This window comes from Caulobacter endophyticus (assembly GCF_003116815.1).
Lineage (GTDB): Bacteria > Pseudomonadota > Alphaproteobacteria > Caulobacterales > Caulobacteraceae > Caulobacter > Caulobacter endophyticus.
The window spans coordinates 1-17,716 of sequence record NZ_QDKQ01000032.1; the positions used below are offsets into that span (position 1 = coordinate 1).

Here is a 17,716-nt window from a genome sequence, read left to right on the forward strand (position 1 = left end):
GGCCCCGGCCGACACCTCCAGGCTGGTGCTCTCGCCCATGCCCGGCCTCGTCGTCTCCATGGACGTCGCCGTCGGCCAGACGGTGCGCGAGGGCGAGGTGGTCTGCGTGCTCGAGGCCATGAAGATGCAGAACATCCTGCGCGCCGAGCGCGACGCCGTCGTCAAGACCATCAACGCCAGCCCCGGCGACCCCGTCGCCGCCGACCAGGTGCTCGTGGAGTTCCAGTGAGCGCTCCCGATCTCGCCATCCCCGGCCCGCGGACAAAGGCGGCGCTCGCGCTGGCCGAACGCCGTCGCCGCGCCCAGACAACCATTCGCAAGGGAGTTCCGATGCAAGCCGCCGCCCTGTCGAAGAACAATACCGCCGCCCCGCGTTTTTCGCTGCGCTCGTCCGAGCTGCCGATCGGCGTCGTCGCCGAGCAGTTGGGCCTGACCCTGCGCGCTATCCGCCACTACGAGGAGATGGGCCTGATCGCCTGCGGGCGCGGCCCCAAGAACGTCCGCACCCTGGGCCAGTCGGCCCGCGCCCGGCTGGCGGCCATCGCCGACCTCAAGAGCTTGGGCCTGCCGATCTCGGAGATCGTCGACCTGCTGGGCGAGGACGGGGCTTGCCCTGACCGCCTGAAGACCCGACTTCGAGCGCAGCTGGAGGCTCTGGACGCGCGGCGGACCGCGATCGCGGGGTATCTGTCGGGGCTGTAGCCAAGACCCTGTCCCTCTGGGGGAGGATCTTCAATCTACCCCCGCACCAGCTCCCGCATCGCCTTGTCGAGCCCGTCGATGGTCAGCGGGAACATGCGGTCGTTCATCAGCTGCTTCATGACGCCGATCGACTGGGTGTAGTCCCAGTGGCGCTCGGGCGTGGGGTTCAGCCAGACGCAGCTCTGGTAGATGTCGGTGACCCGGCTCATCCAGATCGCGCCGGGCTCCTCGTTCCAATGCTCGACGCTGCCGCCCGGATAGGTGATCTCGTAGGGGCTCATGGTGGCGTCGCCGACGAAGATCACCTTGTAGTCGGCCGGGAACTTGTGAAGCACCTCCCAGGTGGCGACCTTCTCGGTGTGCCGGCGCTTGTTGTCCTTCCACACGCCTTCGTAGAGGCAGTTGTGGAAGTAGTAGAACTCCAGGTTCTTGAACTCGGTCTTGGCGGCTGAGAACAGCTCCTCGCAGAGCTTGATATGGCCGTCCATCGAGCCGCCGATGTCGAAGAAGATCAGCACCTTGATGGCGTTGCGGCGCTCGGGGCGCAGCTGGATGTCGAGATAGCCCTTCTCGGCCGTGCCGCGGATGGTGCCGGGCAGGTCGAGCTCTTCGGCCGCGCCGGTGCGGGCGAACTTGCGCAGGCGGCGTAGGGCCACCTTGATGTTGCGGGTGCCCAGTTCGACGCTGTCGTCGAGGTTCTTGTACTCGCGCTTGTCCCAGACCTTCACCGCGCGTCCGTGGCGGCCCTTGTCCTGGCCGATGCGCACGCCTTCGGGGTTGTAGCCGTTGTTGCCGAAGGGACTGGTGCCGCCGGATCCGATCCACTTGTTGCCGCCCTGGTGGCGCTCCTTCTGCTCGGCCAGGCGCTCGCGCAGGGTCTCCATCAGCTTCTCGAAGCCGCCCAGGGCCTCGATCTGGGCCTTCTCCTCGTCGGTGAGGAACTTCTCGGTCAGGGCCTTCAGCCACTCTTCCGGAATGTCGGCGGTGATCCCCTCGCCCACGGTCTCCAGGCCCTTGAAGACGTGGCCGAACACGCGGTCGAACTTGTCGAGGTTCTTCTCGTCCTTCACCAGGCTGGCGCGCGACAGGAAGTAGAAGTCGTCGATCGAACGGTCGATGACGCCCTTGTCCAGCGCCTCCATGAGCAGGAGGTACTCGCGCAGGGACACCGGCACCTTGGCCTGGCGCAGCTCGGAGAAGAAACGGAGGAACATCGGCAGGCTCTCGAACGTCTGTTCGAAAGAATGAAGCCATCCGCCCTCCGGCGCAACGGCCCGCTACTTCCGACGGCGTCCGCCACGCGAATGGCCGGCGGTCATCGGGTCGGGCTTCTGTGGCGGCGCCCAGCCCGGCGGCCTGGCGGGAACCGGCTGGTCCGTGCCCAGGCCCATCTTCCCCGGAACCTGTCGCTGGAAATAGGAGGCCTGGGGCTCGGGCGCGTTCGGCGGCTCATGCAGGCGCTCGGAGCGTCGCAGTCCGGCGATCTCGTCGCGCAGGCGGCCCGCGGCCTCGAAATCCTCGGCGGCGACGGCTTGGGCCATCCGCTCCTCCAGCGCCTCGACATGGGTCTGCTTCATGGCCGCTCCCTTGCTGACCCGATGACAACGCCCCAGGCCCGCGTTCGCCCACTCTTTGCTTGAGACGCCGGATGCGGAGGCGTAGGCCATCGAGGTGTCCGATCCCGTCTCCGTCAATCCGGCCGCCCCGCCCCTGCCAGAGCCCTCGCCCTGGGCCACGCGCCTCGTTTCCCTCGCCGTCGCCAGCGCGCTCCTTATGGAGTTCATCGACTCCACGGCCCTGTCGACCGCCCTGCCCCGCCTGGCCCAGGCCTTCTCGGCCGACCCCATTCACCTGAAGCTGGCGCTCACCTCCTATATCCTGGCCCTGGCGGTTTTCACCCCGGCCAGCGGCTGGGCCGCCCAGCGCTATGGAGCCCGCCGGGTGTTCCTGATCGCCATGCTGGTGTTCCTGGCCGGCTCGGCGCTGTGCGGCCTGTCGCAGAACCTCGGCCAGCTGGTCGCCGCGCGCGTCGTGCAGGGCGTCGGCGGGGCGATGATGACGCCGGTGGCGCGGCTGATCGTCGTAGGCTCGACGCCCAAGGACAAGCTGATCAGCGCCATGGGCTGGTTCACCATGCCGGCCATGGTCGGACCGCTGATCGGACCGCCGATCGCCGGCTTCGTGCTGTCGGTGGCCGACTGGCCGTGGATCTTCTACCTGAACCTGCCGATCGGCGTGGTCGGGGCCATCGCCGTGCGCCGTTTCGTGCCCAAGGGCGCGCCCGATCCCGAGGCCGGCCGCTTCGACACGCAGGGCTTCGTGATGAGCGCCATAGCCCTGTCGGGCCTGATCGGCCTGGCCGAGACGGCGGGCCTGTCGCTGTTGCCCCCGCTAATACAAGCCCTGCTGCTAGCCGTGTCGCTGGGCGCAGGCTGGCTCTACCTCAAGCACTGCCGGGCCCAGGCCAGGCCGATCCTCGACCTGACCCTGCTGCGCTATCCGACCTTCCGGGCCAGCCTGGTGGGCGGAACCTTCGTGCGCCTGGGCATCGGCGCCAGTCCCTTCCTGATGCCGCTGCTGTTGCAGGTGGCCCTCGGCTGGAGCCCGCTGAAGGCCAGCGGCGTGACCATCGCCACGGGCCTGGGCGTGCTGGTCGCGCGCCCCTTCGCCGGCGCCCTGCTCAAGCGCTACGGCTTCCGCACGGCCCTGGCGGTGTTCGTGGTCGCCACGGCGCTGATGACGGCCGTGCCAGGCTTCTTCACGGCCTCGACGCCGATGTGGCTGATGATCGCCCTGCTGCTGGTCGGCGGCTTCGCGCGGTCCAGCCAGTTCATCGCCGCCAACACCATCGCCTATGCCGACGTGCCCCAGCCGCGGGTGGCGGCCGCCTCGACCCTGGCGGCGGTCAGCCAGCAGGTGGGCCTGGCCCTGGGCGTCAGCTTCGGCGGCCTGATGCTGCACCTGACGCGCGGCGCGGGCGAAGCGGCGCTGACACCGGCCAGCTTCGTCTGGCCGTTCGTGGCGATCGGGGTGGTGACGCTCCTGGCGCTGCCGGTCTACCTGCGACTCGACAAGGACGCGGGGGCCAGCATCAGCGGCCGGTAGAGAACCTCCCCTTTGGGGGAGGTTCCTTCAGGATCAGGCGCGCGCCGCCGCGATGCGGGCGCGGGCGATCTCGTCGGCGACGAGATTGGCCGGGCGCTTCTCGGCCAGCGACTGGTCGAGCACTTCGGCCAGGGTCAGGGCCAGGCGGTCGAGCTTGGTCGCCACCCATTGCGGATCGAAGGCGCCGCCGGCTTCCAGGGCGCGGATCTCGGCGGCCACGTTGATGATACCGCCGCCGTTGATGACGTAGTCCGGGGCGTAGAGGATGCCGCGATCGAACACGGTCTGGCCGATCATGGCGTCGGCCAACTGGTTGTTGGCGCCGCCGGCGATGACCTTGACCTTCAGGCGCGGCAGGGTCGCGGCCGAGATCGCGCCGCCCAGGGCGCAGGGCGCGAAGACGTCGGCCTCGACGTCGAAGATGGCGTCGGTCGAGACGATCTCGGCGCCGGTCTTGGCGGCGACCTCGTTCAGGGCGACCTGGTTGACGTCGGCGATGATCAGCTTGGCGCCGGCGGCGTGCAGCTTTTCGGCCAGATAGGCGCCGACGTGGCCGACGCCCTGGATGGCCACCTTCACGCCCGTCAGGTCGCGGCCAAGGGCGCGCTCGACGCACAGGCGCACGCCGCGGAACACGCCTTCGGCGGTGACCGGCGAGGGATCGCCCGAGGCGGCCGCATGGCCTTCCAGGCCGGCGACGTAGCGGGTGGCCTTGCGGGTGTTCTCCAGGTCGGCCGGCGAGACGCCGACGTCCTCGGCCGTCCAGTAGCTGCCGCCCAGGCTGTCGACCGCGCGACCGAAGGCCTCGAACAGTTCCGGCGTCTTCTGCTCACGGCTGTCGCCGATGATCACGGCCTTGCCGCCGCCGAAGTCGAGGTCGGCCATGGCGTTCTTGTACGACATGCCGCGCGACAGGCGCAGGGCGTCGGTCAGAGCCGCTTCGCTGCTGGCGTAGTCACACATCCGGCAGCCGCCGGCGGCCGGGCCGCGCGCGGTGGAGTGGACGGCGATGATCGACTTGAGGCCGGTCTTTTCGTCGTAGAACGAGTGGACGCCTTCGTGCCCTTCGAAATCGGGCAGATCGAACAAGGTCATTGCCGTGGGCCTCGCCTCAGCATGGAAAACAGTGCGCCGGGATGTACGCCGCCACGAGCGCCGCCGCAAGGATCACTTAATCGGCCTTTCGTCGCATAGACCGATGATCATTCTTTTCGCGCTGCAATAAGCCGGACGTTCGACTAGCGTCCTGCCGGAACACCCTGAACTTTGACAACATTCGGCGCGGTCGGCGCGCCTGGGATCGGCGGCGCCCCCGACGGCAGGTCCCCCTGGGGATCCTTGAGGAAGGCCGCCGCGTCGCGCCAGACCACTTCGGCCTGTTTGTCCACCAGCAGCAGGTGGTAGCCGTTGGCGTAGAAGGCCGAACGATCGTCGGGCTTCAGGCGGCGGGCGGCCTGCTTGGTCGGCTCCTCGGGAATGATCTCGTCACGCTCGCCGTAGAAGTAGGCGACCGGCACGCGCACCTTGCCCAGCGACGCCCAGGCCCGCTCCATCAAACCAACCAGCCCGTAGAGGGTGTCGGACCGGGCGCCCCAGATCATCAGCGGGTCGCGGCCCATGCGGCGCAGCTCTTCCATGTTGTCAGTCGGCAGCACCTTCTGCACCAGCCACTCGGGCGGTTTGACCACCCAGCTGCGGGCGGTGTGGGCGCTGATCCACAGGCTGGTCTTGTAGGGCAGCGGCTGGGCCGACCAACCCCAGACGGCGGGCGCGAACAGCAGCAGGCTGTCGGCGGCCGGTGGGTTGTCGGTGGCCATGGCGGCGATCGCCAGCCCCCCGCCCATGCTGACGCCGGCCAGCGAGACCTTGGCGTCGGGATGGGCCTCCCGGGCCAGCGACACCAGGGTGCGTACGTCCTCGATCATCAGGTCGGTAGAGGCCCAGACGCCCCGGCGCGGCGAGCGGCCAAAGCCCCGCAGGTCGAGCGCGTAGGTCGCGACGCCCTGCTGCGCCCACCAGTCGGCGGCCAGGTGATAGGCGTTGGAATAGTCGTTCATGCCGTGCAGGCCGACGACCACATGGGTGACCTGTCCGTCCCGCGGCAGCCAGCGCTTGAGGCCAAGCTTGGCGCCGTCGAAGGCGATCATCCAGTCGTCCTGCAGCCGCGCGCCGCGCAGGCCGAGCGGCGCGATGGCCGGACGCTGGGTGATGGGGGCGCAGGCGGCGGCGAGGCCGGCGGCCCCGACGGTCAGGAAGAGGCTCCGGCGGTTCATGCCGCCAGAATGCCCGCGACACGGCGGCGAAGATAGGGCGTGACCTCGTCCTCGAACCATGGATTGCGCTTGAGCCAGGCAGTGTTGCGCCACGAGGGGTGCGGCAGGGGCAGAACGCCGTGGGCCGCGTACTCGCTCCAGGCGGCGACGGTTTCGGTCATTGAGGGCTTCATCGCCTCGCCCAGCGCCCAGGCCTGAGCGTAGCCGCCGACCAGCAGGGTCAGCTCGACCTTCGGCAGCAGGTCGAGCAGGTCCTTGCGCCACAGGGCCGCGCAGCGCGGCGGCGGCGGATAGTCGCCGCCCTTGGGATTGGTCCCTGGAAAGCAGAAGGCCATGGCCGCCACGCCGATCTCCGGGCGGCCGTAGAAGGTGTCACGATCCACGCCCATCCACTGGCGCAGGCGATTGCCAGAGGGATCGTTGAACGGCAGGCCAGTCTCGTGCACCAGCCGTCCCGGCGCCTGGCCGCAGATCAGCAGGCGCGCACCCTCGCCCACCCGCACCACCGGCCGCGGTTCGGGGATCTCGCCGGCGCAGGCCCGGCAGGCGCGGATTTCGGACAGCAGGGCGTCGAGCGGCATGGCCGGCAGTTAGGACGCCACCGGCCGCGCGCCAAGGGGCGGCGTCACTGCGTCGCGACCGGGAACTGCAGGCCGAGGACGCCGGGCGACGGCAAGGTTCTGGACATGAAAGCTGCTCCCCGCACTCGCCGCTCAACCTCGAACGCCGAGCGCGGGTTGGCAACCTGTCGGATGATCGCTCAGGCGGCTTGCGGCGGCGCGAACCTCGCCAGCAACGCTTCTTCCCTGGCGATCAGCTCGGCGAAAGCCGGGCGGGCCAGGACGGCGTCGACATAGGCCTTGGTGCGCGGCCAGCGCGACAGGTCGAGGGCTAGGTGACGCAGGTTGGCGAAAGGACTGGCGACGGCGATATCGGCCAGGGTGAGGCGATCTTCCAACAGGAAGCCGCCGGCGTCCGGCGCGATGCCTTCCAGATAGTCGAGCACGGGCGGCAGTTCCTCGGTCTCAGCCCTGGCCGCCACCGCCTCGTCGCCGGGCTTGCGCATGATGCGCGGCGCCACCAGCCGGTTGAAGAAAATCTTGCCCGCGGCGGTCACCAAGATGGTGTCGGCGAATTCCTCGAACCAGACGGCCCGGGCGCGGGCGCGCGGCTCGGCCGGGATCAGGTTCGGCTCGGGATGCAGGGCTTCCAGATAGGTGATGATCGCCGTGGAATCCGAAATGCGGAAATCGCCGTCCTGGAAGCCCGGGATCTTCAGAAACGGACTGCAGTCGGCGAACTCGGGGTCAAGACTGCCGGGCGGCGACACCCGGTTCTCGAGAACGAGGCCCTTCTCGGCCCCGAAGGCCAGGGTCTTGCGCACATAGGGCGACAGCGACGAGCCGAACACGATCATGAGAACCTCCCGATGTATTTGGGAGGCTCATAGTTCATCGATTCAGTTTCTTTTCAAGACCCACCCAGGAGTAGGTCCTGAAGGGCCTCAATCCTCGGCGTCGCCAGCGGCGTCGGCCACGTCCTCGACGTCGTCCGGGAAGCTGGTCGGGTCGCCCTCCATCGGCAGGCGAAGTCGGTAGACGCCCCGGAACTTCTCGGGATTGGCCGGCTTGTTGTGGCGCAGGATGACGATCTTGCCTTCCTTGGCCAGCTCGATGGCGTCGGTGCGGATATGGCCCAGCAGGCGCTGCCAGCGCTCAGGCTGGATGGCCTTGGCCACCGACATCGGATCGATGGACTTGCCGGCCGGCACGCCGGCCAGTTGCGAGAGGATGGTGTCTTGGATCGGGGTGGTCATGGGAAAGCCATGCCACGGTTCGGCCTTCGACGTAAGCGGGCGGCTTGCCTCGGCGCGCGCCGGGGGCTTAGCTGAGCCGCAATAACAACGAGAAAGTACGGGAGCGCAGGGCATGGACGGCGGCAACGAGATCGTCAGCGGGCCAAGGCTGATCGAGGACGGCGAGTGGGCCGGCTGGCGTACCTGGGCGGGGCTGGATCCGTTCGAGGACCAGACCGGACCGTTCTACTTCCGCGAGGAAGACGGCAAGGTGCGCTGCGCCTTCCGGGCCGAGCCGCGCCACATGAACGGCGGCGGCTTCATGCACGGCGGCTGCATGCTGACCTTCGCCGACTTCTCGCTGTTCGCCATCGCCTGGCGCGAACTCGACAACGCCAAGGCTGTCACCGTCTCGCTGAACGGCGACTTCGTGGGCCCCGCCAAGTCCGGCGACTTGGTGGAGGCGACCGGCGAGGTGGTCCGAGCCGGCGGCTCGATGATCTTCGTACGCGGCCTGCTCTCCACCGGCGGCCAGCCGATGCTGACCTTCTCCGGCGTGATCAAAAAGATCTGGACGATGGGCGGGCCGGCCTAGGAGACCTGCGGAGCTTTACGCCCCCTCCGCCAACCGCTTGGCCTGGGCGATCCAGGCGTCACGCTCGGCGCGGCCCTTCAAGCTCAGCAGCTTGTCGAAACTGTCCAGCTCGTCGGCGCTCCAGGCGGCGATCTGGCTGAAGCGGGTGACGCCCAGGTCGGCCAGCGAGGCGGCCAGCTTGGGACCGATGCCGACCAGCAGCGTCAGGTCGTCGGCGGCGTTCTTGGCGGTCTCGATCACCGGCGCGGCGACCTTTTCCACCGCCTCGACCGGCTTGGCCACGGCGTCGGAGACAGGTTCGGGAACGGTCTCGACAACCGCTTCGACCACCTCGACCGAGGCCTCGGCGATGGCTAGAGGAACCTCGGCGGCGGCTTCGACCACTTCGGCGGTCGCGGAGGTCAGGGTCTCGACGACAGGTTCGGCCTCCGCCACGGCGGCCTCGATCACCTTGGCCGGCGTCTCGGCCAGGGCCGGAGCGGGCTCGTCGATCACGCCGCGCGACACAGGCTCGGGCGCGATGGCGATCAGGGCTTCGAGGTTGACCGCTTCGCGCCAGCGGTTGGACCACCACCACCAGGCCGCGCCCGCGGCGGCCGCACCGCCGAACACCGCCCACAACGGCGAGGCGACGCCGAGCAGCACGTTGGTCGAAGGAGCCTGGGAACTTTCGGAAGACGAGGGCAGGAAGGACGAGGAAACCATGGCCGTTCACTCCGTCGATCAAGATTGTGCGGCGCAGCATAGCATGGAACGCCGTTTCGCAAGCGCAAAAATGCTACCCTCGCGTCAGCCTCCCAGCAGCATCGTGCAGGCCACGCCGGCCGCAGCCATCACCCCTACCAGCGCCAGGATCGGCAGCCGCAGGGCGAAGGTCAGGCCGCAGGCGAGCACCACCAGGCCCAGCGCGGCCGGGTTCAGGCTGGCGACGTCGGGCAGCGTCGCCCGAAACGCCCCCCAGGTCGCCTCGTTCCCGGTCCGAAACAGCAGGTGAACGGCGAACCAGAGGGCGAGGCTGGCGATCACCCCGACGACCGCCGCCCCCACCCACGACAGCGCGGCCGCCGCCCGGGCGTGGCCGCGCAGGCGCTCGACGAACGGTCCGCCGGCGAAGATCCAGAGGAAGGACGGGGCGAAGGTCGCCCAGGCGGCCATCAACCCGCCCAGCACCGCCATCGGCCAGGCCATGGCCGGGTCGGCGTCGCGCCAGGCGGCCACGAAGCCGACGAAGACGAACACCAGCACCAGCGGCCCCGGCGTGGTCTCGGCCAGGCCCAGGCCGTCCAGCATCTGGCCCGGCGTCAGCCAGCCGAGCTCGCCCGAGACCTGCCCCACATAGGCGAGCGCGGCGTAGGCGCCGCCGAAACTGACCACGGCCAGGCCGCTGAACACCGCGCCGATCTGGGCCAGGGCCGAACGCGGCGCCAGCAGGAAGGCCACGGCCACCGGCGCCAGCCAGGCGGCCAGGCAGGCCAGCGCCGCCCTTCCCGCCCCTTTCAGCGGTGGCGTCTCGGCATGGTCGGCGACCACGGCGCCACGCGCGCCCAGGAACCAGCCGGCCAGGCCCGCGACCAGGATCACCAGCGGAAACGGCGCGATCGTGAAGGTCAGCGCCAGGAAGGCCAGGATCGCGGCGACTGCGCCGGCCCGGCCGCGCGCCGCCCGGCCGGCCATTCTTAGCAGGGCCTGCAGCACGAGGGCGACGACGGCCGCCTTCAGGCCCAGCAGCATCGGCGCGGCCCAGCGCGCCTGGCCATGGACCACGTAGAGCGCTGAAAGGCCGATCATGGCCAGAAGGCCCGGCAATACGAACAGCAGCCCCGCCGCCAGCCCGCCGCGCACCCCGTGGAGCCGCCAGCCCAGCCAGGTGGCCAGTTGCTGGGCCTCTGGGCCGGGCAGCAGCATGCAGAAGCTCAAGGCGTGGGCGAAGCGGTCCTCGTCGACCCAGGCCCGTCGCTCGACCACCTCCCTGTGCAACAGGGCGATCTGCCCCGCCGGTCCGCCAAACCCCAGGCAGCCCACCTTCAGCCAGACGGCGCAGGCCTGACGAAGGCTAGGCGCCGCGCCCACGTGATCAGGCGCGCCAGACGCGGCCGGCCGCGCCGGTCTCGCCCAGGCGCCCGGCCAGGAAGGTGGTGATCTCGCTGACCTTCGGCTCGATCGCCGCCGGCGCCCCGACCAGCACCATGGCGCTGCCGTTCATCTTCATCGGGTCTCGCAAGGGCCGCAGGCGGAGCTCGGCGATTAGCGCATCGTCGGTGACGTTTTCTAGCGCGCGGATGAAGGCGTCGAAGGTCTCGAGGTCCTTCAGCGGCGTCCAGATCGCCAGTACGGCGGCCGGATCGGTCTTGCGCACGGCTCGCACCGTGGCCACGCATTGGGCGTAGTCGTCGGGACGCTCGAACGGCGGGTCGATCAGAACGAAGGTCCGCCCGCCTCGGCCGGCGCGGGCCTCGGCCGTGGCATAGCCGTCGGCCTTCAGGCCTTGAGCGAAAGCGTAGGGACCCAGCACCTTGCGCAGTTGGTCGAAATCGTCGTCGCGCAGTTCGCAGGCCGTGTAGCGGTCGCTGCGCCGCAGGGCGCGGACGATCAGCAGCGGCGAGCCGGGATAGAGCGGCGCATCGGCCGCGCCGACGTTCAGTTCCTCCACCGCCTTCAGCAGCGGAGCGAAGGGCGCTGGCGCGTCGCCCTCGGCCAGCAGGCGGCCGATGCCGGCGGCGGCCTCCTTCGACTTCTGGGCCATGTCGCCGCGCAGGTCATAGGCCCCGGCCCCGGCGTGGGTGTCGATCACCGCCAGCGGCGACTCGTCGGCGGTCAGGGCCTCGAGCAGGGCCAGCAGGATCGCGTGCTTCTGCAGGTCGGCGAAGTTGCCGGCGTGAAAGGCGTGGCGGTAGTTCATCGAAGCTCCCCGGAACGGACGAACCCTCTACCACGTTGGCCGGAATTGGGTTGGGAGCGAACGCATGACCCGGCATTTTTCCGTCTTCGGCGCACGGTGAGCGCCGTGGCCCGCGACACCAACGAGGCCCCGGCCGCCGAAAAGACCCTGCTGGCCTATGTCAACGACCAGGAACAGGGGCTCGCGCGCCTGGGCAGGCCGGGCGCCTTCTCCTACGCCGACGCCGACGGTCGCCCGGTGAAGAATGCGGCCACGCTGGAGCGCATCCGCCTGCTGGCCATCCCGCCGGCCTGGACCAGCGTGTGGATCTGCCCCGACCCCAACGGCCACATCCAGGCCGTCGGCCGCGACCAGAAGGGCCGCAAGCAGTATCGCTATCACCCCGACTGGCGCGCCGACCGCGACGCGCGCAAGTACGAGCGCATGGCCGCCTTTGGCCGCGCCCTGCCCCGCCTGCGCAAGCGGGTCGAGGCCGACCTCTCCCGCCGGGGCCTGCCGCGGGAAAAGGTGCTGGCCGCCGTCGTCCGCCTGCTGGAGCTGACCCTGATCCGGGTCGGCAATGACGAGTACGCCAAGGCCAACAAGAGCTTCGGCCTCACCACCATGCAGAAGCGCCACCTGAAGCTTGCTGGGGGCGGGGCGGTGTTCGAGTTCAAGGGCAAGAGCGGCAAGGTCCACCGCACGGGCTTTCGCGACCAGCGCCTGGCGCGCATCGTGCGCGCCTGCCAGGAACTGCGGGGCCAGCGCCTGTTTCAGTATCTAGACGAGGACGGCCAGCGCCGCTCGATCGAGAGCCACGACGTCAACGACTATATCCGCGCCGTCGCCGGCGAGGACTTCTCGGCCAAGGACTTCCGCACCTGGTATGGCTCGCTGGCGGCGCTGGAGGCGTTGAGCCTGCAGCCCGCTCCGGCCACCAAGACCGAGGCGAAGAAGGCGCTGAACCTCTGCATCAAGGCCGTCGCTGGCCTGCTGGGCAACACGCCCGCCGTCTGCCGCGCCGCCTACATCCACCCGCGCGTACTGGAGGCGTTCGAGACCAGCGCCCTGCCCAGGCGGCGTGCGTCATCGGAGAGGGCGCGGGAACTGGCGCTGCTGAGGCTGGTTGGCGGCTAGCCGCGACGACGGTCAGCCCGGACGATGCGCCGCCAGGGCCTTTTCCAGCTCCTCGACCATGATCGTCTTCAGGCTTTGCGGCGAGACGATCTCGATAGCATCTCCCCAGGTGAACAGGTGCCAGGCCAGTTCCAGCATGCCGCTGGCCCGGAAGGCCACGGTCACCACGCCGTCTGGCCCCTGCGTCACGATCTGGTTGGAATGGAAGCGCCAGCGCAGGGCGTCCTCGGCGCGCTCGGGCTTGATGCGCAGGACCACGTCCTCGATCTCGCCGTGATAGATGCCGAAGCTCTCATCGGCGAAGGCCTGCAGCGAGAAGTCGGCCGGCGGCGAGGCTGGCCTTCCCAGCGCCTCGACTTCGCTCATCCGGTCCAGGCGGAAGGTGCGCGGGCGCGAGCTCGCGCCCTCCAGCGACACCAGGTAGTTGCTGCGGCCAAACAGGATGCCCAGAGGCGTCACCGTGCGCGTGCGCCCCGGCTGGCTGCCGCCCTCGTAGCGGAACGACAGGGCCGTCAGCCCCTTCACCGCCGAGCGGATCTCGGCCAGCACGGCCTGGTCCTCGTATGGGCGCGGACCGGCGTGGACGGCGATGGTCTCGGCCTGCACCAGGGCCTCGACATCGGGGGCCACGCGGCGGCGGGCCGAGCCCTTCAGAGCTGACAGCAGCTTGCCTTCCAGGGCGTACAGCGCCGCGGCCCGCGCCTCGGCGCCTGCGGTAGCATTGGAGTCGGCCGCCGTGCGCAGCGCCGCCAGCTCTTCGGCGGTCGGGGTCTGGAACAGGCTGTCCAGGCCCGAGGGGATGCGGAAGCGCCGGGTCGGCGGATCCTCGATCGCCTCCATCTGCGGAAAGGCCGACCAGACCGCGTCGCGCATGCGCTCGGCGGTACGGCGCCCAACCTCCATCGCCTGGGCCATCTCGTCCAGGGTCAGACCCTCGGAAGAGCTGGCCAGCCGCCGGGCCAGGTCGAGCAGCTTCGTCGCCTTCTCATGTCTCATTCCGGATCATTACGACCGTTTCTGACGCAACGCACGTGGAAAAGAGAGCATCGCAATCGTTCGGAGAAACCGACATGAGCCGCCTCGCCTGCCAGCCCTGGCACGTCCGCCCGGTCAGCGCCGCGATGATCTCCGCCGTGCTGGGCTTCGCCGACATTCACCGCGACCTGGGCGGCGGCCGCACCCTCATGCGCCTGAGCCTCGAGCGCGCGGCCCAGGCCGACGTGATCCTGCTGCTGGGGGGCGACGCTGAAAGAGCGACCGACGTCGGACTGGTCTGGAACGACCGCGAGGACCAGCTGGTGCGGGTGATCGACGATGCGGCCCTGCGCGAAACCCGCCGCGCCGCCTGGGAAGAGGCCTTCGACCTTTTCGACGCCGATGAACAAGAACCCGAGCCCGCCCGCCTCTGCGCCTGAACCGCTCCCGGACGTCACGCCCAGGACAGTTTGAATCTTCGCCCCTTCAAACGCGACGCGGGACCAAACTCCTCAGGTCGAGACCGTGATTTCTGTGTCTAGCTATCGCACTGAAGTCGCCATGACTTGGTCCGCGATTATCAAAGATTCATTGCGTCGCGACTGCCTCAATCGAGGTTAACAGGTCTTCTAAGTGAACGCCGCGGTAACCGCGACATTTTCACTCAATGTCAAGAACATTACGGGATGTTGCAGGAGGGCAAAAAGCCCTCCGGCCGTCAAAATGACGCCGGACACCTCAAGAAGGAGTCTTCGTAATGGCGCTGAACAGCATCAACACGAACTCGGGGGCGATGATCGCCCTGCAGAACCTGAACTCGACCAACAGCGAACTGCAGATCTCGCAACAGCGGATCAACACCGGCAAGAAGATCGGCTCCGCCAAGGACAACGGCGCGATCTGGGCCACCGCCAAGAACCAGTCGGCCACCTCTTCTTCGATCAACGCCGTGAAGGACTCGCTGCAACGCGGTCAGTCCACCATCGACGTCGCTCTGGCCGCCGGCGACACCGTGACCGACCTGCTCGGCAAGATGAAGGAAAAGGCCCTGGCCGCTTCCGACACCTCGCTGAACACGGCTTCGTTCAACGCGCTGAAGGCCGACTTCAACTCGCTGCGCGACCAGATCACGAAGGCCGTCAGCAACGCCAAGTTCAACGGCGCCAGCATCATCGACGGCAAGACCGCCAAGCTGACCTACCTGGCCAACTCTGACGGCTCGGGCATCACCGTCAACTCCAAGACCCTGTCGCTGGCCGGCATCGGTCTGAGCACCACGACCACCTTCACGACCGCCGCCGCGGCCAAGACGATGATCACCACCATCGACACGGCCCTGCAAACGGCGACCAACAAGCTGGCTTCGCTGGGCACCAGCTCGACTGGCCTGGACACCCACCTGAACTTCGTCGGCAAGCTGCAAGACAGCCTCGACGCGGGCGTGGGCAACCTGGTCGACGCCGACCTGGCCAAGGAAAGCGCCAAGCTGCAAGCCCTGCAAACCAAGCAGCAGCTGGGCATCCAGGCGCTCTCGATCGCCAACCAGTCGTCGAGCTCGATCCTGAGCCTGTTCCGCTAAGCGGCGCGGTCCGATCGGACACGAGGGGCGGACCGCGAGGTCCGCCCCTTTTTCGTTGGCCGGCCGCCTAGCGCGCCGGGGCCGCCCCCAGCGCCTTGCCCATCCGCGCCAGCGGCACGTCGTAGCCCCTGGAGGTCGCCGCCGTGAACGGCTCGATCAGGCTGTAGCCGCAGGCCTCATACAGCGGCACGCCGCCCATGGTCGCCGCCATCTCGGCGCGGGTGAAGCCCTCTCCGGCCGCCGCCTGCTCGCAGGCCGCCAGGACCATCCGGCCCACGCCCTTCCGCACGTGATCGGGGTGCGTATACATCGCCCGCACCCGGGCGGCGTCGCGCGACGGGTCCAGCAGGGCCGCGTCACGTCCCGCCGAGTGGTCGCCGCCGAACAGCGTGGCCCGCCGGCTCCACCCGCCGCAGCCAGCGATCTCTCCCCCATCCTCGACCACGAAGTATGTGCCGTCGGCGATCAGCTGACTGTCCAGCCCCATGATCTCGAACGAGGCCTCGACGCCCTCCGGCGGCAGGAACGGCGTCAGCAGTTCGGCGATCGCCGCGTTCATCAGGACGGTCAGGGCCGGGATGTCTTCCGGCTTGGCCAGGCGCAGGGTCAGGTCGGTCATGCTCTCGACATACCCCCCTCCCCACCGCGCGCAAGGCCCGGCGCCCTATCTCCATCGCCGCCGCCTCGGCTAACCTGCGCCGCGACGGAGCCGACGCCGTCGAGTCGACGACACCTCCCCGGGGAGACCTATGCACCGCAACGCCACCTTCGCCGCCCTGATCCTGGGCGGCGCCTTCCTGCCGGCCGCCTCGGCCCTGGCCGCCTCGCCGCCGGGCCAGACGCTCTATGCCGACAACTGCGCCGCCTGCCACCAGGCCAGCGGCAAGGGCGTCAAGGGCGCCTATCCGGCGCTGGCCGGCACGCCGCTGATTCAGGGCGACGCCAAGCCGCTGCTGTCCATCGTGCTGAACGGCAAGAACGAGATGCCCGGCTTCAAGGACGACATGACCGACGCCGATCTGGCCGGCCTGCTGACCTATGTCCGCGGGTCCTGGGGCAACAAGGGCAAGGCGATCACGCCCGCCGAGGTCGCCGCGGCGCGCCGGCGGAAATAGGCCTCCGGCGCTCCGGCGATTTTTTTCACCGAAAACTTCATGACAACGTTGTCACACGTACCGTAAGCGGCTATACAGGTTCTGCCCTCCTAGGGCGTTTCCTCCCAATTGACTCGGCCGCCTTCTTCTCCTGGAGGGCGGCTTTTCTTTTGGGCGCGTCAGGCGGTGCGGATCCGCCCGTCCTCGACCCGCACCGGCCAGGACGTCAGGCGGCCGCCGGCGCAGGGTCCGCCCAGGCAGGCGCCGTTCTCGATCGAAAACACCGCTCCATGCCAGGAGCAGGCGATCATGCCGCCGTCCGGCGTCAGGTACTGATCGAGCGCTTGCGCCAGGGGCAGACCGGCGTGCGGGCAGCGGTCGACATAGCCGAACACCGCCTCGCCCCGCCGCACCACGAAGCCATGGAAGCGACAGGCTCCGATCTGCAGCACGTAGTTGCGCGCCGCCCCGTCGGCGATCAGGTCGAGCGAACCCAGGTTGACCCCGGCCGGCGTCGACCAGACCCGTCCAACCGCCTGGGCCTCCGGAGCGGCCTCCTGGCTCAAACCCGCTCCACCTGCTGCTCGATGGCGCCGAAGATGGTGTGGCCCTTGGCGTCCTTCATCTCGATCCGGACCGTGTCGTCGCCCAGCAGAAACGGCGTCCTGGGTGCACCATGCAGGATCGTCTCGACCGTGCGCAGTTCGGCCAGGCAGGAATAGCCAAGACCGCCCTGCTCGATCGGCTTGCCCGGACCGCCGTCGGCGTCGCGGTTGCTGACCGTGCCCGAGCCCACGATCGTGCCGGCCGCCAGGGCGCGGGTCTTGGCCGCGTGGGCCACCAGGGTCCCGAAATCGAAGGTCATGTCGACGCCGGCGTCGGCCTTGCCGAAGTCCTTGCCGTTCAGCTCGATCAGCAGCGCGCCATGCAGCTTGCCATCTTTCCACGCCTCGCCGAGCGCGGCCGGCGACACCGCCACCGGCGAGAAGGCGCTGGCCGGCTTGGACTGCACGAAGCCGAAGCCCTTGGCCAGCTCGGCGGGGATCAGGTTGCGCAAGCTGACGTCGTTGCACAGCATCACCAGCCGGATAGCCGCCAGGGCCTCTTCCCGGCTGGCGCCCAGCGGCACGTCGCCGACGATCACCGCCACCTCGCCCTCCAGGTCGCAGCCCCAGGCCGCGTCGGCCAGGGGGATGGTGTCGCGGGGGCTGAGGAACCCGTCAGACGCGCCCTGATACATCAGGGGATCGGTCCAGAAGCTGTCGGGCATCTCGGCCCCGCGCGCCTTGCGCACCAGCTGCACGTGATTGACGTAGGCGCTGCCGTCCACCCACTGGTAGGCGCGCGGCAGGGGGCTCAAGGCATCGTGCTCGTGGAAACGCTCCTTGGGCACGCCGCCGTGCTCCAGGCTCTCGGCCAGCCCGCGCAGCAGCGGCTCGCAGCGCTCCCAGTCGTCGAGCGCGGCCTGCAGCGTCGGCGCGATCGTTCCGGCGTCGGTGCACCAGGCCACGTCGTTCGACACCACGACCAGCCGGCCGTCGCGGCCGCCCTTCAGAGACGCGAGCTTCATTCGGCGCTTCCTC

At 69.1% G+C, this 17,716-nt stretch carries 22 protein-coding genes; 8 read left to right on the forward strand and 14 right to left on the reverse strand.

The window, feature by feature from the left end; translation table 11 throughout:
- On the forward strand, positions 1–229 hold a 229-nt coding region (locus tag DDF67_RS07780; RefSeq protein WP_332888319.1), incomplete at its 5' end, for an acetyl-CoA carboxylase biotin carboxyl carrier protein subunit.
- 101 nt (positions 230–330) lie between these two features.
- Positions 331–702, forward strand: a complete 372-nt coding sequence (locus tag DDF67_RS07785) for a MerR family transcriptional regulator (protein WP_109100330.1) — start codon at positions 331–333, stop codon at positions 700–702.
- Positions 703–737: 35 nt separating this feature from the next.
- On the opposite strand, the gene DDF67_RS07790 is transcribed toward DDF67_RS07785, so the two are convergent.
- Positions 738–1,916 (reverse strand): vWA domain-containing protein, encoded by a 1,179-nt coding sequence (locus DDF67_RS07790; protein WP_109100331.1) that lies wholly within the window; start codon positions 1,914–1,916, stop codon positions 738–740.
- 63 nt (positions 1,917–1,979) lie between these two features.
- Positions 1,980–2,279, reverse strand: coding sequence for a UvrB/UvrC motif-containing protein (locus DDF67_RS07795; protein ID WP_109100332.1), 300 nt, complete (start codon positions 2,277–2,279; stop codon positions 1,980–1,982).
- Positions 2,280–2,373: 94 nt separating this feature from the next.
- Between DDF67_RS07795 and DDF67_RS07800 the strand changes: the two genes are divergently transcribed.
- Positions 2,374–3,807: an MFS transporter gene (locus tag DDF67_RS07800; RefSeq protein ID WP_233247574.1), complete on the forward strand. Its 1,434-nt coding sequence runs from the start codon at positions 2,374–2,376 to the stop codon at positions 3,805–3,807.
- A 33-nt stretch (positions 3,808–3,840) separates the two neighbouring features.
- On the opposite strand, the gene DDF67_RS07805 is transcribed toward DDF67_RS07800, so the two are convergent.
- The 5 genes from DDF67_RS07805 to DDF67_RS07825 form a co-directional block, all read right to left on the reverse strand.
- Positions 3,841–4,902, reverse strand: a complete 1,062-nt coding sequence (locus tag DDF67_RS07805) for a Leu/Phe/Val dehydrogenase (RefSeq protein WP_109100333.1) — start codon at positions 4,900–4,902, stop codon at positions 3,841–3,843.
- A 143-nt stretch (positions 4,903–5,045) separates the two neighbouring features.
- Positions 5,046–6,080, reverse strand: a complete 1,035-nt coding sequence (locus DDF67_RS07810) for an alpha/beta hydrolase (RefSeq protein ID WP_109100334.1) — start codon at positions 6,078–6,080, stop codon at positions 5,046–5,048.
- On the reverse strand, positions 6,077–6,661 hold the full coding sequence (locus DDF67_RS07815; RefSeq protein ID WP_109100335.1) for a uracil-DNA glycosylase family protein: 585 nt from the start codon (positions 6,659–6,661) through the stop codon (positions 6,077–6,079). The genes DDF67_RS07810 and DDF67_RS07815 overlap by 4 nt, the downstream gene beginning before the upstream one ends.
- Positions 6,662–6,840: 179 nt before the next feature.
- Complete coding sequence (locus DDF67_RS07820; RefSeq protein WP_109100336.1) at positions 6,841–7,497, reverse strand: glutathione S-transferase family protein; 657 nt, start codon at positions 7,495–7,497, stop codon at positions 6,841–6,843.
- 87 nt (positions 7,498–7,584) lie between these two features.
- The gene (locus DDF67_RS07825) at positions 7,585–7,896 is read right to left on the reverse strand and encodes a DUF3253 domain-containing protein (protein ID WP_109100337.1); all 312 of its coding nucleotides are present in this window, start codon (positions 7,894–7,896) and stop codon (positions 7,585–7,587) included.
- A 112-nt stretch (positions 7,897–8,008) separates the two neighbouring features.
- Here DDF67_RS07825 and DDF67_RS07830 point away from each other — a divergent pair, with 112 nt between their 5' ends.
- Positions 8,009–8,470 carry a PaaI family thioesterase gene (locus DDF67_RS07830; protein ID WP_109100338.1) on the forward strand — a complete coding sequence of 154 codons (462 nt, stop codon included), beginning with the start codon at positions 8,009–8,011 and terminating at the stop codon, positions 8,468–8,470.
- 15 nt (positions 8,471–8,485) lie between these two features.
- On the opposite strand, the gene phaH is transcribed toward DDF67_RS07830, so the two are convergent.
- From phaH to rlmJ, 3 genes are all read right to left on the reverse strand, one after another.
- Positions 8,486–9,175, reverse strand: coding sequence for a phasin PhaH (gene phaH / locus DDF67_RS07835; protein WP_109100339.1), 690 nt, complete (start codon positions 9,173–9,175; stop codon positions 8,486–8,488).
- Between the two features lie 84 nt (positions 9,176–9,259).
- Entirely contained in the window at positions 9,260–10,540 is a 1,281-nt protein-coding gene (gene chrA / locus DDF67_RS07840; RefSeq protein ID WP_109100340.1) for a chromate efflux transporter, read from the reverse strand.
- 4 nt (positions 10,541–10,544) lie between these two features.
- Positions 10,545–11,369 (reverse strand): 23S rRNA (adenine(2030)-N(6))-methyltransferase RlmJ, encoded by an 825-nt coding sequence (gene rlmJ, locus DDF67_RS07845; protein WP_109100341.1) that lies wholly within the window; start codon positions 11,367–11,369, stop codon positions 10,545–10,547.
- Between the two features lie 105 nt (positions 11,370–11,474).
- On the opposite strand from rlmJ, the gene DDF67_RS07850 reads away from it, so the two are divergent.
- Entirely contained in the window at positions 11,475–12,485 is a 1,011-nt protein-coding gene (locus DDF67_RS07850) for a DNA topoisomerase IB (RefSeq protein WP_109100370.1), read from the forward strand.
- A gap of 12 nt (positions 12,486–12,497) precedes the next feature.
- Here DDF67_RS07850 and DDF67_RS07855 read toward each other — a convergent pair whose 3' ends face one another.
- Complete coding sequence (locus tag DDF67_RS07855; RefSeq protein ID WP_109100342.1) at positions 12,498–13,481, reverse strand: helix-turn-helix transcriptional regulator; 984 nt, start codon at positions 13,479–13,481, stop codon at positions 12,498–12,500.
- 74 nt (positions 13,482–13,555) lie between these two features.
- On the opposite strand from DDF67_RS07855, the gene DDF67_RS07860 reads away from it, so the two are divergent.
- Complete coding sequence (locus tag DDF67_RS07860) at positions 13,556–13,900, forward strand: hypothetical protein (protein WP_109100343.1); 345 nt, start codon at positions 13,556–13,558, stop codon at positions 13,898–13,900.
- Positions 13,901–14,217: 317 nt separating this feature from the next.
- Positions 14,218–15,039, forward strand: a complete 822-nt coding sequence (locus tag DDF67_RS07865; protein ID WP_109100344.1) for a flagellin — start codon at positions 14,218–14,220, stop codon at positions 15,037–15,039.
- Positions 15,040–15,106: 67 nt separating this feature from the next.
- Here DDF67_RS07865 and DDF67_RS07870 read toward each other — a convergent pair whose 3' ends face one another.
- Positions 15,107–15,658: a GNAT family N-acetyltransferase gene (locus tag DDF67_RS07870; RefSeq protein WP_109100345.1), complete on the reverse strand. Its 552-nt coding sequence runs from the start codon at positions 15,656–15,658 to the stop codon at positions 15,107–15,109.
- 130 nt (positions 15,659–15,788) lie between these two features.
- Here DDF67_RS07870 and DDF67_RS07875 point away from each other — a divergent pair, with 130 nt between their 5' ends.
- Positions 15,789–16,154, forward strand: coding sequence for a c-type cytochrome (locus DDF67_RS07875; protein WP_109100346.1), 366 nt, complete (start codon positions 15,789–15,791; stop codon positions 16,152–16,154).
- Between the two features lie 158 nt (positions 16,155–16,312).
- On the opposite strand, the gene DDF67_RS07880 is transcribed toward DDF67_RS07875, so the two are convergent.
- Together DDF67_RS07880 and DDF67_RS07885 are read right to left on the reverse strand one after the other, a co-directional pair.
- Positions 16,313–16,699 (reverse strand): Rieske (2Fe-2S) protein, encoded by a 387-nt coding sequence (locus DDF67_RS07880; protein WP_109100347.1) that lies wholly within the window; start codon positions 16,697–16,699, stop codon positions 16,313–16,315.
- Positions 16,696–17,703, reverse strand: coding sequence for a fumarylacetoacetate hydrolase family protein (locus tag DDF67_RS07885; protein WP_109100348.1), 1,008 nt, complete (start codon positions 17,701–17,703; stop codon positions 16,696–16,698). Before DDF67_RS07885 ends, DDF67_RS07880 begins: the two co-directional genes overlap by 4 nt.
- Positions 17,704–17,716: the final 13 nt, after the last annotated feature.